Origin of the sequence: Enterovibrio paralichthyis, from assembly GCF_019209835.1 — a bacterium.
Lineage (GTDB): Bacteria > Pseudomonadota > Gammaproteobacteria > Enterobacterales > Vibrionaceae > Enterovibrio > Enterovibrio paralichthyis.
This window is the reverse complement of the sequence record NZ_JAHUTS010000008.1, coordinates 32,385-46,039: the sequence shown is the minus strand read 5'-3', so window position 1 is coordinate 46,039 and position 13,655 is coordinate 32,385. Positions and strand designations below refer to the sequence as shown.

Here is a 13,655-nt window from a genome sequence, read left to right as displayed (position 1 = left end):
TTACGCATGGGCGTGGAATCGCTTGATCCGTTCACGGTAACCATCAAGGCGCTGTGGCGTCATCATGTTACGCTGATCATCCATCACCAAACCACCCAGTTGATCCGCCACTTGCTGCGCCGTTTGAAGCATCAGCTTAAAGTTTTGCTCTGCTTCTCCATAGCACGGAAGTGTCATAAACAAAGTAATACCCGGCGTCGTAAACTGATGGATTGTCGCCAGCGGGAAGCTGCCAGGATTAAACATGTTGGCGGCACTGAACAGCACTTCACCATTACCGGCCAGATCAGCGTGGCGATGGTAAATCTCCATCTCACCGAAAATCATGCCGTGTTGCTCAAGACAGTTAATCAGCTCCTCACCGTCAAACTCTTTGTTTCCCGCAGCTTGCACATTGAGGATAAGAACTTGTTGCTCCGGCTCTTTAGGCTCTTCGACCGCTACCTCAGCAACCTCTTCAGGTACTTCTTCATCCTGCTCAGGTTTGTCTTCAACACTGTCTGTAACAGGGGTTGATTCAATAACTGGCTCAGAAATGATTTCTTCTATCTTTTCCGCCGATGCAGGTTTTGGTGCTGCATCAGCATCCAAATCCGTGGCTGAAATAGACGGCAATTCGATATCATCTTCCAGTTTGGCTTTTTCCGGGGTCGGGGAATCCTCAACACCCGCAAACAAAGGGTCTACATCGGGCTTTTCACCGAAGCTCAAACCTGGTTCTTTTCGCTCAACCTTTGGTTTCTCGACCGTGCCAGGTTTAATCACGCGCACTGAGCCGATGCCATCCTGATCAAAACCAGTGTCATCCTTCTCGCGCAATTTACCGATGGGCTTTTCACCAAACTTGGCAGGTTTTTCCTTTCGGCTGGTCCACAGGCCATGAAGCAACAGCGCGGCAATCGCCACCGCTCCCAGAATGATCAAAACAAGGCGCAATTCCTGCATTACTTAATCTCAGCATTTATCCAAATAACGACGAGAGACCGCAAGCGGTTGTGACCTATCTAAACACCTTGGTACAACCTTTGGCAATGTCGCACAGTCAAATTGCTGACTACTGTACCAAAAAGCGTATAAAAGTTAACGTCCATACCGCTAGAACACTGAAAAAGTCACTGTTCTTACGAAGATTTGACAACGTCAGCGCTGAATAATTCATCACTGGCGTAAATTACCAATTTCTGGCGCGAAACGTTAACATGGCAGGGATTTTAAAAGGAGACTCCATGACCCCTACCCAACTGGCAAGGCAACCCGTATCTGGGGCTAGCTATTTTCTTCGGGGATTTTCACTGGCATTTACCCCGGGCATCCGACGATTCGTCATTATTCCACTTTTGGTGAACCTGCTTTTAATGGGGTCATTGATTGGTATCATCCTGTCTCAGCTGAGTGACTGGATTAACGGTTGGCTGTCAATGGTGCCTGAATGGCTAAGCTGGCTTTCCTATGTTCTGTGGCCGCTGCTGGCTATTGCTGTATTGGTTATCTGCTCGTATTTTTTCAGTACCGTCGCCAACTGGATTGCCGCGCCCTTTAACGGCCTACTGGCAGAGCACCTTGAAGCCAAGCTGGTCGGTAAGCGTCCGCCCGAAGACGGTGTGATGGATGCCGTTAAAGATATGCCCCGAGTGTTCAAACGCGAATGGCAGAAACTGGCTTATTACCTGCCAAAAGCACTGGGACTTTTATTGCTGATGTGGATACCGGCTATCGGACAAACCCTCGGCCCAGTGCTGTGGTTTTTGTTCAGTGCCTGGATGATGGGTATTCAGTACTGTGACTACCCATTTGACAACCATCGCGTGCCTTTTCACAACATGAAAGCCACACTGCGTGAGCACAAAGGATCGACCATGAGTTTTGGTGCATTGGTGATGTTCTTCACCATGACCCCCATCCTCAACCTGTTCGTCATGCCAGCTGCAGTATGTGGCGCAACGGCCATGTGGGTAGACAAATACCGCAACGATCACGCCCGCTACTAAATAACCACCAGTATTCAAGCACGTAAAAGCCGCTAACCACGCGGCTTTTACGCGCTTTTTTCAATAAGATATAACTAACCATTCCTTTTAAATCCCTGAAAGCAGGATATTCTGGTAGACGTACATTCCCTGCAAACCGAAGGAACGAAGAAGATGGGTAAAATTTACGAAGATAATTCAACCACTATCGGCAACACACCGCTGGTACGTCTTAACCGTGTATCAAACGGCAAGGTGCTGGTAAAAATTGAAGCTCGCAACCCTAGCTTTAGCGTTAAATGCCGTATCGGTGCCAACATGATCTGGGATGCAGAGAAAAGCGGCAAACTGAAACCGGGTACCGAACTGGTTGAACCAACCAGTGGTAATACAGGTGTTGCACTGGCTTATGTGGCTGCAGCCCGCGGCTACAAACTGACGCTGACCATGCCGGAATCAATGAGCCTTGAGCGCCGTAAACTGTTGAAAGCACTGGGTGCAAACCTGGTATTGACCGAAGCGGCGAAAGGCATGAAAGGTGCGATTGCGAAGGCAGAGGAAATTGTGGCTTCTGACCCAGCGAAATTCTTGATGCTGCAACAGTTTAACAACCCTGCTAACCCGGAAATCCACGAGAAAACCACGGGTCCAGAGATCTGGGAAGATACCGATGGCGAGATCGACGTGTTTGTTGCTGGTGTGGGTACAGGCGGTACGCTGACAGGTGTTAGCCGCTACATCAAAAACACCAAAGGTAAAGCGATCACTACCGTAGCGGTAGAGCCTGCTGAGTCACCTGTTATTACACAGACCGTGAATGGCGACGACGTGCAGCCAGCACCACACAAAATTCAAGGTATTGGTGCAGGATTCGTGCCGGGCAACCTGGATTTGTCTCTGGTCGACAAAACTGTGCTGGTGACGTCAGACGAAGCGATTGCCATGGCTCGCCGCCTGATGGAAGAAGAAGGTATCCTGGCGGGTATTTCCTCTGGTGCAGCCGTTGTCGCAGCTAACAAAATCGCTGAATTGCCTGAATTTGCGGACAAAAACATCGTTACCATTCTGCCAAGTTCTGGTGAGCGTTATCTCAGTACCGCACTGTTTGCCGGTATCTTCACCGAGCTAGAAAACCAGCAGTAACGGCGGGTTTACCGACAGTTACGCGATACGTCGCAACAAGAAAAAAGCCCCGCACGGGGCTTTTTTGTTTGATTTTTTAAGCCTGCTCTAGTAAAAATTCCCCGCCTTTTATTTTCCACCTCGAAATTAATATGCGACTCGTCTGTGAGTCAGGTGTTATTTTGAGCGAAAATGTCACAAAACTTTGACTTGGATTAAGCAAGGGCACTCAAATCTTGGTTAGTTTACCGACCATCGATAGCCAAAACTGGCCTTTCAGTTTAAGCTAACCGAAGATTTAATACATAAACCTAAATAAATAATGTATCGGGGTAAAACATGTATCAAAAGCAAGTAGAAATCACTGCTGAAAACGGTCTGCACACTCGTCCTGCTGCTCAGTTTGTAAAAGAAGCGAAAGGCTTCGATGCAAAAATCACTGTTGAATCTGGCGGTAAAGAAGCAAGCGCTACCAGCCTGTTCAAGCTGCAGACTCTGGGTCTGACCAAGGGTACTGTTGTTACTATCAAAGCTGAAGGTGCACAAGCTCAAGAAGCCGTTGATCACCTGGTTAAGCTGATGGACGAGCTGGAATAATCCAGCTCTTTTTCTATCCATTAGTATTTTAAATTGATCAATGTAGGGTAAGGCTATGATTTCAGGTATCCTGGCATCTCCTGGTATTGCATTCGGCAAAGCGCTGCTGCTTCAAGAAGACGAAATCGTCATCAACAAAAACCCAGTTCCAGCTGACCAGCTAGACGCACAAATCGCACGTCTGTACGACGCACGCGAAAAATCTAAACAGCAACTAGAAGTGATTAAAGAAAAAGCTCGCATTACTTTCGGCGAAGAGAAAGAAGCGATCTTTGAAGGTCACATCATGTTGCTTGAAGATGAAGAGCTAGAAGAAGAAATCATAGCTTTCATTAAGGACAACAATGCTTCTACCGAATACGCGATTCACAGCGTAATCGAAGAGCAAGCAGTTACCCTCGAATCTCTGGACGATGAGTACCTGAAAGAGCGTGCAACTGACATCCGTGACATCGGCTCACGTTTCATCAAAAACGCACTGGGTATCAATATCGTTTCTCTGAGCTCAATCAACGAAGAAGTGATTCTGGTTGCTAACGACCTGACGCCTTCTGAGACAGCTCAAATTAACCTGGACTACGTACTGGGTTTCATCACAGATATCGGCGGCCGTACGTCCCACACTTCTATCATGGCACGTTCTCTTGAGCTGCCAGCGATCGTGGGTACTAACGACATCACTAAGCGTGTTCACAACGGTGACATGCTGGTACTTGACGCAATCAACAACAAGATTGTGATCAACCCAAGTGAAGACGAGCTGAACAAATTCAAAGCGATCCGTGATGAGTTCATCGCAGAGAAAGAAGAACTGGCAAAACTTAAAGACCTGCCAGCGATCACTCTGGATGGCCATCAGGTTGAAGTATGCGGCAACATCGGTACCGTTAAAGACTGTGACGGTGTAAACCGTAACGGCGGCGAAGGTGTTGGTCTGTACCGTACTGAATTCCTGTTCATGGACCGCGACGCACTGCCTACTGAAGAAGAGCAGTACAAAGCGTACAAAGAAGTCGCAGAAGCGATGGAAGGCAACGCTGTGATCATCCGTACTATGGATATCGGCGGCGACAAAGATCTGCCTTACATGGATCTGCCAAAAGAAATGAACCCATTCCTGGGTTGGCGTGCAGTTCGCATCAGCCTGGACCGCCGTGAAATCCTGCGTGACCAGCTGCGTGCTATCCTGCGTGCCTCTGCACACGGTAAACTTCGCGTGATGTTCCCAATGATCATCTCTGTTGAAGAAATCCGTGAGCTGAAGAAAGCGATCGAAGAATACAAAGCTGAATTGCGTGCTGAAGGCCTGGCGTTTGACGAAAACATCGAAATCGGTGTAATGGTTGAAACCCCTGCTGCAGCGGCGATTGCGCACCACCTGGCAAAAGAAGTTGAATTCTTTAGCATTGGTACAAACGACTTAACCCAGTATACTCTTGCGGTTGACCGTGGTAACGAGCTTATCTCGCACCTGTACAACCCACTGTCTCCAGCAGTACTGACCGTTATCAAGCAAGTTATTGACGCTTCTCACAAAGAAGGTAAATGGACTGGCATGTGTGGTGAGCTGGCTGGTGACGAGCGTGCAACCCTGCTCCTGATGGGCATGGGCCTGGATGAGTTCAGCATGAGTGCAATCTCTATCCCGCGCGTTAAGAAAATCATCCGTAATGCTAACTTTGCTGATGTTAAAGCAATGGCAGAAGAAGCACTGGCAATGCCTACCGCAGAAGAAATTGCTGCACACGTAGAAAAATTCATTGCTGAGAAAACTGTCTGCTAAAATACGGCAGCAAAGTATTGTAAACGCTTAGGAGCAAACACTATGGGTCTGTTTGACAAACTGAAAAAGCTGGTTTCTGACGACAGCAGCGACGCTGGCGCAATCGAAATCATCGCACCACTGTCTGGCGAAATCGTAAACATCGAAGATGTGCCAGATGTTGTTTTCGCTGAGAAAATCGTGGGCGACGGTATCGCGATCAAACCAGCTGGCGACAAAATGGTTGCACCAGTAAACGGTACCATTGGTAAGATTTTCGAAACTAACCACGCATTCTCTATCGAATCTGAAGACGGCATCGAGCTGTTCGTTCACTTCGGTATTGATACCGTTGAGCTGAAAGGTGAAGGCTTCAAGCGCATCGCTGAAGAAGGTCAGACTGTTAAAGTTGGCGACCCAATCATCGAATTCGATCTGGCTATGCTGGAAGAGAAAGCGAAGTCTACCCTGACTCCTGTTGTTATCTCTAACATGGACGAAATCAAAGAGCTGAACAAGCTGTCTGGTTCTGTCACTGTTGGTGAAACTCCAGTACTGCGCATCAAGAAGTAATTCTTGAACCGCAAGAAAAAGCGCAGCTTCGGCTGCGCTTTTTCGTATCTGCAATTCCTATTTTTAGAACGCCAGGGCATCGTGCTGTTTACGGTACTGGGTTGGCGTCATCCCCGCCAGGCGCTTAAACAGGCGACAGAAATAATCTGCATCCACAAAGCCACTTTCCAGTGCGGCCTGCTTCACCCTTAACCCCTTCTCCACCAGCAAATGTTGCGCATGGGCAAAACGTTCACGGTTGATGTACTCGTTAAACCCCACCTCGCCATATTGCATAAACAAGTGCGACAGGTAGCTCGGCGAGATACAAAAATGGCGCGCGACAGAATCGCGGCAAATGGGCTCATCGAAGTGACAGCGCAAATACGTCAGGATCTGATGAAACAGCTGACGCTGGCGTGACGCCTTCTCCACTTCTATCTCTAGGGCTGATGCCAATACCGTCAGAACCTGTTCAACATCTGTTTGGCTGTATGCCTCAGCTGACCTTTCTGCTTCCGGCATGGCCAGATCCCAGCGTGCCAGACGGATACAGCGGCCATCCTGCCAGTGGTTATAGCTCAGCCACAATCTGTTTTCGCGAAAGCAGATACTCAGGGTATTGGCTTTCTCCACCAATGGCAGATTCCAGCCGTTGCTCGCCAAAAACAGCACATCACCGGCACCCAGCCTTTTTGATTCCCGCTGACCACCTTGCCCACTGAACAGCATTTCGAGCTCACCTTCAGTGACCATCTCCATTCTGAGTACCGGTGTTTTCCAGGCCAGCAGCGGCGCGTCATCGCAGGAGACCGCCAGATAACAGTGCCTGTCAGCAATCGCACGCATCTTCAAAACGCTGTCGGCCATGGCCAAAAACGAGAGATGTTCTGACAACAAAGGGGCATGGGACATAAAGGGCTCGCTACATTCCGATGAAAATAAAATCAACCAAGCTAAAAGCCGTTCAGCTTTCGGTGAAAAAATTTACAGCTTTGACCGTTTTTTTCCATGACGGAGTGCACCCTTTAACTGTAAAAATTTACAATAAAATAGCTATTATGAATTCCATCACAGTTGAGAATTGAGAAAATTTTCATTATCTGGCCGTCCCTATTCCTTTCGTCGGTCGTAGAAGGAGAACCTCATGACCAAAAACGTGGTGGCAATAACCGCTTGTGCAGCCGGTATCGCGCATACCTATATGGCTGCTGAAGCCTTGGAACAAGCCGGAAGAGAACACAATTTCTTTGTCAAAGTCGAAACCCAGGGCTCCATCGGTGCGGAGAATGTGCTGACAGAGAAAGAGATCAGTGAAGCAGATCTGGTGATCATCGCCTCTGATATCGAAATTGATTTGGCCCGCTTTGCCGGTAAGCGCGTTTACAAAACCCGCCCGAAAGCCGCGATCAAAGACCCGATGGGACTGATCAAAGAAGCCGAAGAAAATGCCACTGTGTTTGGCGCAAAAGGCACCAAGGTCGGCAATGTCACCCTGGGCAAAACCAACGAAAACGGTTTTGTACAACACATCATGAGTGGCATCTCCTACATGGTGCCTATGGTGATTGCCGCCGGCCTGCTGCTGGCTATCGCCAACGTTTTTGCTTTCCAGAAAGACGATCTTGGCCGCATGGTCGCGTGGGGGTTTGATCAGGAAGATCCGCTGGGCTACTTCATGTTCCACCTGTTCAAAGTTGGTCAGATTGGCTTCACCCTGATGATCCCGCTGTTTGCTGGTTTCGTTGCCAACTCGATTGCTGACCGCCCTGCAATTGCCCCGGCTATGTTGGGCGCTTACATGGCAAATGATCCAAGCTTCCTTGGCACCAACGCGGGTGGCGGTTTCCTGTCTGCGATTCTGGTGGCTTTCCTGGTGGGCTACTTCGTTAAATACCTGAAAAAGGTTAAGTGGCCGAAGATCATCCAACCCATCGTTCCCATCATGGTGATCCCACTGATCGCAACTTTCTTTATCACGGTAGTGGTGCTGTATTTGATCGGCCAGCCGATTGCCGGCGCCATGAGCGCGTTGTATGACGGTCTGAACTGGATGACCACCAACTACGCCTCTTCCACCTTCATTATCGGTGCCATCGTCGGTGCCATGATTGGTTTCGACTTCGGAGGCCCAGTCAACAAAACTGCGCTGATTTTCGGCACCGCAGTTTGGACGGATACCGTTGCCAAATACGGTATTGAAGGCGCGAACTTTGTACCCGGCACGGCTGCTCAGGCTGCCATTTCTGTCGCACCACTGGGCATCTTCCTGGCGTCGAAACTGTTTGCCAAACGCTTCTCAGCGACGGAGAAAATCTCTGCCAACTCCGCATTCGGCATGGGTATCGTGGGCGTTACTGAAGGTGCGATCCCGTTTGCGGCGGCCAATCCTCTGCAAATTATCACCGCCAGTGTGGCAGGCTCTGCCCTTGCAGGTGGTCTGGTTGGCTATCTGGACGTGAAATTCTACGGCGGTATCGGTTCTCCACTGGGCACCTTTGTCGGTTACATCGAGCAACCTATCCCATTCGTGACCTGGATTGCCTGTACGCTGGCGGGTATTACCCTGACTGCGATGATCATTGGCTTCTGGCGTCGTCCACAACCAGTCGTCACCACAGAAGCCGCCACAGAGCAAAAAGCCGAACCGGCGCTGAACACCGCAGTGTCAGAGGGATGATTACCATGACAAACGTATTCTCAAGCCAACACATCCTGACAGATACCCAGTCCACCACACAGGAAGCAGCGTTCCGTTTTATTGCCGAAAACGCACACCGCCTTGGCGTTGTCAGCTCAGTCGACGGTTTCGCTGCGGGTCTCAAGGCGCGCGAAGAACACGACAGCACCGGCTTTATGGGGGGGATTGCCGTCCCTCATTGCAAGTCAGAGCACGTGATGTCACCGGCCATCTTTGTGGTGCGCTTTGCCCACCCTATCGCCTGGGAAACCATGGACGATGAGCCAGTTTCGGCGGTGGTATCGCTGGCAATTCCGGCCGAAGGTGCGCAGGAGAGTCTGGTCATGCTGACCAAAGTATCCCGCGCCATGATGAAGCCGGATATCCGCAATACCTTGCAAACCGGCGACACAGAAACGGTGGTCGACACCATTCACCACCTGATTGCTTAAACCCGGCGGGCAGCGTAATGACAAAACAACTTCATGTGATCTCCCATACTCACTGGGATTTTGAATGGTACTTCTCCGCCCATGAGTCCCTTATCCAGCTGATTTACCATATGGATGAGGTGATGGACGCCCTGGAATCCGGGGACGTGGAGAGCTACTACCTGGATGGGCAACTGAGCATTGTTGAAGATTACCTCAACGCCTGCCCGCAGCAAAAAGCCCGTTTTACCGAACTGGTCAGCAGCGGCAAATTGAAAATCGGCCCCTGGTATACCCAGACTGACCAACTGATCATTGCGGGTGAATCCATCATCCGCAACCTTCAGCTTGGGATCAGCCTTGGCCGCGGACTGGGCGGGGTGGAAATGCTGGGTTATGTGCCGGATGCCTTCGGCCAGAGCATGGACATGCCCAAAATCTACAATGGCGTCGGCATCGACAAAACCGTGTTCTGGCGCGGCCTGTCGACTGATGTCTACCCTCACCGTGAAGGCCAGTGGCAAAGCGAAGACGGCAGCCTGGTCACTTTCTACAATATCCGCGATGGCTACTACGTGGGCGGACAGCTTATCTACTGTGATGATGCCGAAGCCATGGCTGCGCAGGTGGCCAAAGGCTGCCTGTCTGACGATATCGCCCTGCCGCTTGGCGGCGACCAGCGTTTCGTCGACTTCAACGTCAAATCACGCATTGCCCTGTTTAACCAGCAACTGGCAGAAAAGCAGATGGATACCCGTCTGATTGAAAGCAGTTACGACGCCCTGTTTGCCAAGCTGTCCGAGCAGAACTTGCCAATGGACTGCCTGAGTGGCGAGATGATTGATGGTCAGGCGTCGAAGATTCACCGCTCAATTTATTCTTCCCGCGCCGATCACAAACGCTGGAATGATATGCTGGAGCGCAGGCTGACACTGGAGCTGGAGCCCCTGATGGTACTCGCTACCCGCTTTGGTATCGGCTACCAGAAAACCCTGCTGGATAATCTTTGGCGCACCATGACGCGCAACCACGCCCATGACAGCGCCGGTGCCTGCAACACAGACAAAACCAACAAGATCATCCTTGAACGCTTTGAGCAGGTCGACCAGATGTCAGGCTCGGCCTGTGACTATCTGGTGCGCAAGCTGGCCGAATCCCAGCCAGCACTGCAAAACGGCAGCCGAATTACCCTGTTCAACACCCTGCCGTTTTCACGCTCGCAGGTGCAGACAGTGACCCTTTCCACCAAGTCTGGCGGTTTTAGCCTGTCTACCCTTGAAGGCGAGAATGTTCCTTTTGATGTATTGTCCCAAACCCGGCATTACAACGGCAGTATCCAGCGCGATCCGAAAGACAATGCGCCGGATGGCTATTACTTCCAGACCACCATTGCGCTTCGCTATGCTCTGCCAGCCCTTGGGTTTACCTCGCTGGTGCTGAATGAGAAAGGCTCTGCACTGGAATCTGTCTCAGAAAACCACAGTAACAGCATCGAAAACGAACGTTATCGCATCGTGTTCACCCAGGGGGAATTGCACCTGACGGACAAAAAACTGGGCCAACAATGGACACAGTTTCTGAGCGTGCGTGATGGTGGGGATGACGGTGATACCTATGACTATTCGCCGCCGGCGCAGGACTGGGTTCTGGATCTCAGTTTCAGCCGGGCAGACTGCACCAGCCAATGCGGTGAGCTACAGCAAAGCCTGACGCTGAAAGGCCACTGGCTGCTGCCTGAAAACCTTGAAGCCCGCGCACAGCGATTTGCCGATACCCAGTGCAGCTATTCGCTGACACTCACGTTAACCGCCGATGAGCAGCCTTTGCAGGTTGAGCTAAGCGTCGACAACCAGGCTGACGATCACCGTCTGCAACTGGTGGTCAACAGCCCAATCCAGACCCGGGAGAGCATCGCAGATACCCCGTTTGGTTTTGCCCGACGCCCGGTTTACCAGAGCCAAATGGCAGACTGGCGCGAACGTGGTTGGAAGGAAGAGCCAAGCGGCATCTATCCGATGATCAGCTATGCCAACCTGTCTGATGACAACCTGAGCCTGACCGTCATGACGCAGGGCGTCAAAGAGTACGAAGTGTTGCTGGACTCACCGCAATCGCCAAGCGGCAAACTGGCGTTGACCCTGTTCCGTAGTGTTGGCTGGCTTGGAAAACCGGATTTGCTGCGCCGCCCTGGCATTGCCTCCGGCCAGCAGTACAAATACATCCCAACGCCAGACAGCCAGATGCTCGGCCAGCAGAAAGCCAAATTTGCTTTCTCACTGGACAGCGAATTTGACCCGGCGCGCATTGCAACCCAGCACCAGTGCTGGAGCGTCAACCTGCCTTACTATCAGGCGCAAACACTGAACCAGTTCACCAACACCCTGAAGTATTTTGTAATGCATCCGCTCAAACAGCCGGTTTGTGACACCTTCAGCCTGTTGGCACTCAGCACAGATTCTCTTGTATGCGGTGCGATGCAGTTTGAGGACAACGCCCTTTGCCTTCGCCTGTTCAACCCGTCGGAGCGAAGCGTGGAACAGAGCGGCGAGATCGCTGTCCATGTGCCGACCGGCACGGCATCGGAAACCAATATGCTGCTGGAGACGCTCGCACCTGTCGCCATGGAGTACGGCGACCTGACACCTGGCGCATTTCGTGCCAAGCAAGTTCGCACTTTCAAAATCCCGCTTGAATAACCGGAGCGTTCGCCCTACGTTAGTGGGGCGAATGGATGACAGACTATGGTACTGATGAATAAAGATATCGGACTGCTTTTTGAATATGCACGGAGCAAGTTCACCGCCACCGACAACAAAATCGCCGACTACTTCCTTGCCCGCCAACCGGTCAAAACCATCGAAGAGCTGGCGGTTGATATCGGGGTCTCCACCGCATCCATTACCCGCTTTTGCCGCAAGATTGGCCTGAACAATCTCAAAGAGTTGCTGTTTCTCTATCAAGAGCAACTCGACAGCAAAAATCCCCCAGCCAGACGCGGGCATGAAAGCCTGCACCAGGACTATTTTGACCTGCTGCAACAGCTGGATACCTGTCTGGATGAAACCGTGATTGAACAAATCACCAAGGCCATTGCACGCCACCAGATCATCCATGTATTCGGTACCGGTTTCAGCGCGCTGGCCGGTGGGGATTTCAAGTTCCGCTTTGGCCGCCTGGGCAAATTCGTAGAGGTGGTGCAGGACACCAACTCCATGATGATGTATCAGGACATCCTGACCACGGAAAACCTGGTGATTGTGCTCAGCCTCAATGGCCTGAATGCGGACATGGCGAAGGTGGTGAAAAACCTGACCTCACGCGGCATTGAAACCTATCTCATCACTGCCAACGGCAAATCCAAGCTGGCGCAACACGCAACTGCAACGCTGCTGACAGCGTCGCTGCACGGTGAAGAACGCACCGGGATGATCACTGCCCAGTTACCTATCCTCATGGCAATCGACCACCTCTATTCCCATTACGTCTCAACCAACCGCGACACCATCAGAAACTGGGTATCCACCGAAGCGCCATTCGGCGAATAATCCTGGCAGATAAACAACAGATGCAAAAAAGCCGTTTGATTGCTCAAACGGCTTTTTCCGTTCAGGGCGTTAGCGGGTAAAAATCACTTCCGCCTGACGCTCTTCCGGTTTGTCCATGCCGGTCTGCCAGAACCAGTAAGTGATGTTACCCGGGCAGTTTAGACTCACTACCTTGTGGTTACCAAAGCGGTCGATAGCATGAATGGTCACCCCTTCGGTGTAACCGTCCTTGAGGTAATCCAGATCCTTAATTGCCTCATAGACCGCTTCATCCAGCGTCATGCCCATCTTCATGTAAAGCACCACGGCATGCGCCGTCGAACAGCGGATACTCATCTCGCCAGTATGGGTGCAGGCACAGGCGCCGTAACGGCTGTCTGCGTAAGAGCCGGCACCAATGATTGGGCTGTCGCCCAAACGGCCCGGATATTTCCACGCCCAGCCAGAGGTTGAGGTCGCTGCGCTGATCTTTTCACTGCCGTCGCTGCAAAGGAATACCGTGGTATCCCGCACGCGCTCCGGATCGGTGGCGTTGTTGGAAAGCGGCGCCAAAGGCACATTCGGAAACGCGGCCTGCTGCTCTGGTGTCATCGCCGCTTCCAGCTTTTCCCACCACACATTTTTGGAGTCCTCAATCAGGTTTTCACCGGCCAGCGCATCAACTTCGCGGGCAAAAATGGCCGCCCCTTCACCCACCAGAATTTCATGGTTCAGGTCAGTCATCACCTTGTAGGCAACCTCCACCGGGTGCATAAACCCTTTCAGGGCACCCACCGCGCCGGTGCGCAGGCTGTCACCGTCCATCACAGAGGCGTCCAGCTCCATTTCGCCCAGCACATTCGGCCAGCCGCCGTAACCCACAGTACGCACGCGCGGGTCAAGTTCCACCAGCTTGATGCCTTCCACCAGGGCGCGCAGCCCTTCTTCACCCGCCTGTAAGCGGCGGGCTGATTCTTCAATACCTGGGTAGGCTTCGGAGTTAGCGAGCAAAATCATGGG

The 13,655-nt window shown here is 51.5% G+C and carries 12 protein-coding genes; 9 read left to right on the top strand and 3 right to left on the bottom strand.

The window, feature by feature from the left end:
* On the bottom strand, nt 1–945 hold the full coding sequence (gene zipA / locus KU854_RS11495; protein ID WP_218358695.1) for a cell division protein ZipA: 945 nt from the start codon (nt 943–945) through the stop codon (nt 1–3).
* 281 nt (nt 946–1,226) lie between these two features.
* On the opposite strand from zipA, the gene cysZ reads away from it, so the two are divergent.
* The 5 genes from cysZ (at nt 1,227) to crr (ending at nt 6,021) form a co-directional block, all read left to right on the top strand.
* A complete protein-coding gene (gene cysZ / locus KU854_RS11490; RefSeq protein WP_218358694.1) occupies nt 1,227–1,988 on the top strand; it encodes a sulfate transporter CysZ in 762 nt (253 codons plus the stop codon).
* 153 nt (nt 1,989–2,141) lie between these two features.
* Nucleotides 2,142–3,110, top strand: coding sequence for a cysteine synthase A (gene cysK / locus KU854_RS11485; RefSeq protein WP_218358693.1), 969 nt, complete (start codon nt 2,142–2,144; stop codon nt 3,108–3,110).
* A gap of 318 nt (nt 3,111–3,428) precedes the next feature.
* A complete protein-coding gene (locus KU854_RS11480) occupies nt 3,429–3,686 on the top strand; it encodes an HPr family phosphocarrier protein (RefSeq protein WP_054779301.1) in 258 nt (85 codons plus the stop codon).
* Nucleotides 3,687–3,741: 55 nt separating this feature from the next.
* Nucleotides 3,742–5,469 (top strand): phosphoenolpyruvate-protein phosphotransferase PtsI, encoded by a 1,728-nt coding sequence (ptsI, locus tag KU854_RS11475; RefSeq protein WP_218358692.1) that lies wholly within the window; start codon nt 3,742–3,744, stop codon nt 5,467–5,469.
* Nucleotides 5,470–5,511: 42 nt separating this feature from the next.
* A complete protein-coding gene (gene crr, locus KU854_RS11470; RefSeq protein WP_054779299.1) occupies nt 5,512–6,021 on the top strand; it encodes a PTS glucose transporter subunit IIA in 510 nt (169 codons plus the stop codon).
* A gap of 63 nt (nt 6,022–6,084) precedes the next feature.
* Here crr and KU854_RS11465 read toward each other — a convergent pair whose 3' ends face one another.
* The gene (locus tag KU854_RS11465; RefSeq protein ID WP_218358691.1) at nt 6,085–6,915 is read right to left on the bottom strand and encodes a helix-turn-helix transcriptional regulator; all 831 of its coding nucleotides are present in this window, start codon (nt 6,913–6,915) and stop codon (nt 6,085–6,087) included.
* Between the two features lie 232 nt (nt 6,916–7,147).
* On the opposite strand from KU854_RS11465, the gene KU854_RS11460 reads away from it, so the two are divergent.
* The 4 genes from KU854_RS11460 to KU854_RS11445 are packed head-to-tail and all read left to right on the top strand — an operon-like array spanning nt 7,148 to nt 12,656.
* Nucleotides 7,148–8,680 (top strand): PTS fructose transporter subunit IIC, encoded by a 1,533-nt coding sequence (locus KU854_RS11460; RefSeq protein ID WP_218358690.1) that lies wholly within the window; start codon nt 7,148–7,150, stop codon nt 8,678–8,680.
* 5 nt (nt 8,681–8,685) lie between these two features.
* Nucleotides 8,686–9,132, top strand: a complete 447-nt coding sequence (locus KU854_RS11455; RefSeq protein WP_218358689.1) for a PTS sugar transporter subunit IIA — start codon at nt 8,686–8,688, stop codon at nt 9,130–9,132.
* 17 nt (nt 9,133–9,149) lie between these two features.
* Nucleotides 9,150–11,807: a glycoside hydrolase family 38 N-terminal domain-containing protein gene (locus KU854_RS11450; protein WP_218358688.1), complete on the top strand. Its 2,658-nt coding sequence runs from the start codon at nt 9,150–9,152 to the stop codon at nt 11,805–11,807.
* Nucleotides 11,808–11,852: 45 nt separating this feature from the next.
* The gene (locus KU854_RS11445; protein WP_218358687.1) at nt 11,853–12,656 is read left to right on the top strand and encodes a MurR/RpiR family transcriptional regulator; all 804 of its coding nucleotides are present in this window, start codon (nt 11,853–11,855) and stop codon (nt 12,654–12,656) included.
* A gap of 69 nt (nt 12,657–12,725) precedes the next feature.
* Here KU854_RS11445 and KU854_RS11440 read toward each other — a convergent pair whose 3' ends face one another.
* On the bottom strand, nt 12,726–13,652 hold the full coding sequence (locus tag KU854_RS11440) for a glycosylasparaginase (protein ID WP_218358686.1): 927 nt from the start codon (nt 13,650–13,652) through the stop codon (nt 12,726–12,728).
* Nucleotides 13,653–13,655: the final 3 nt, after the last annotated feature.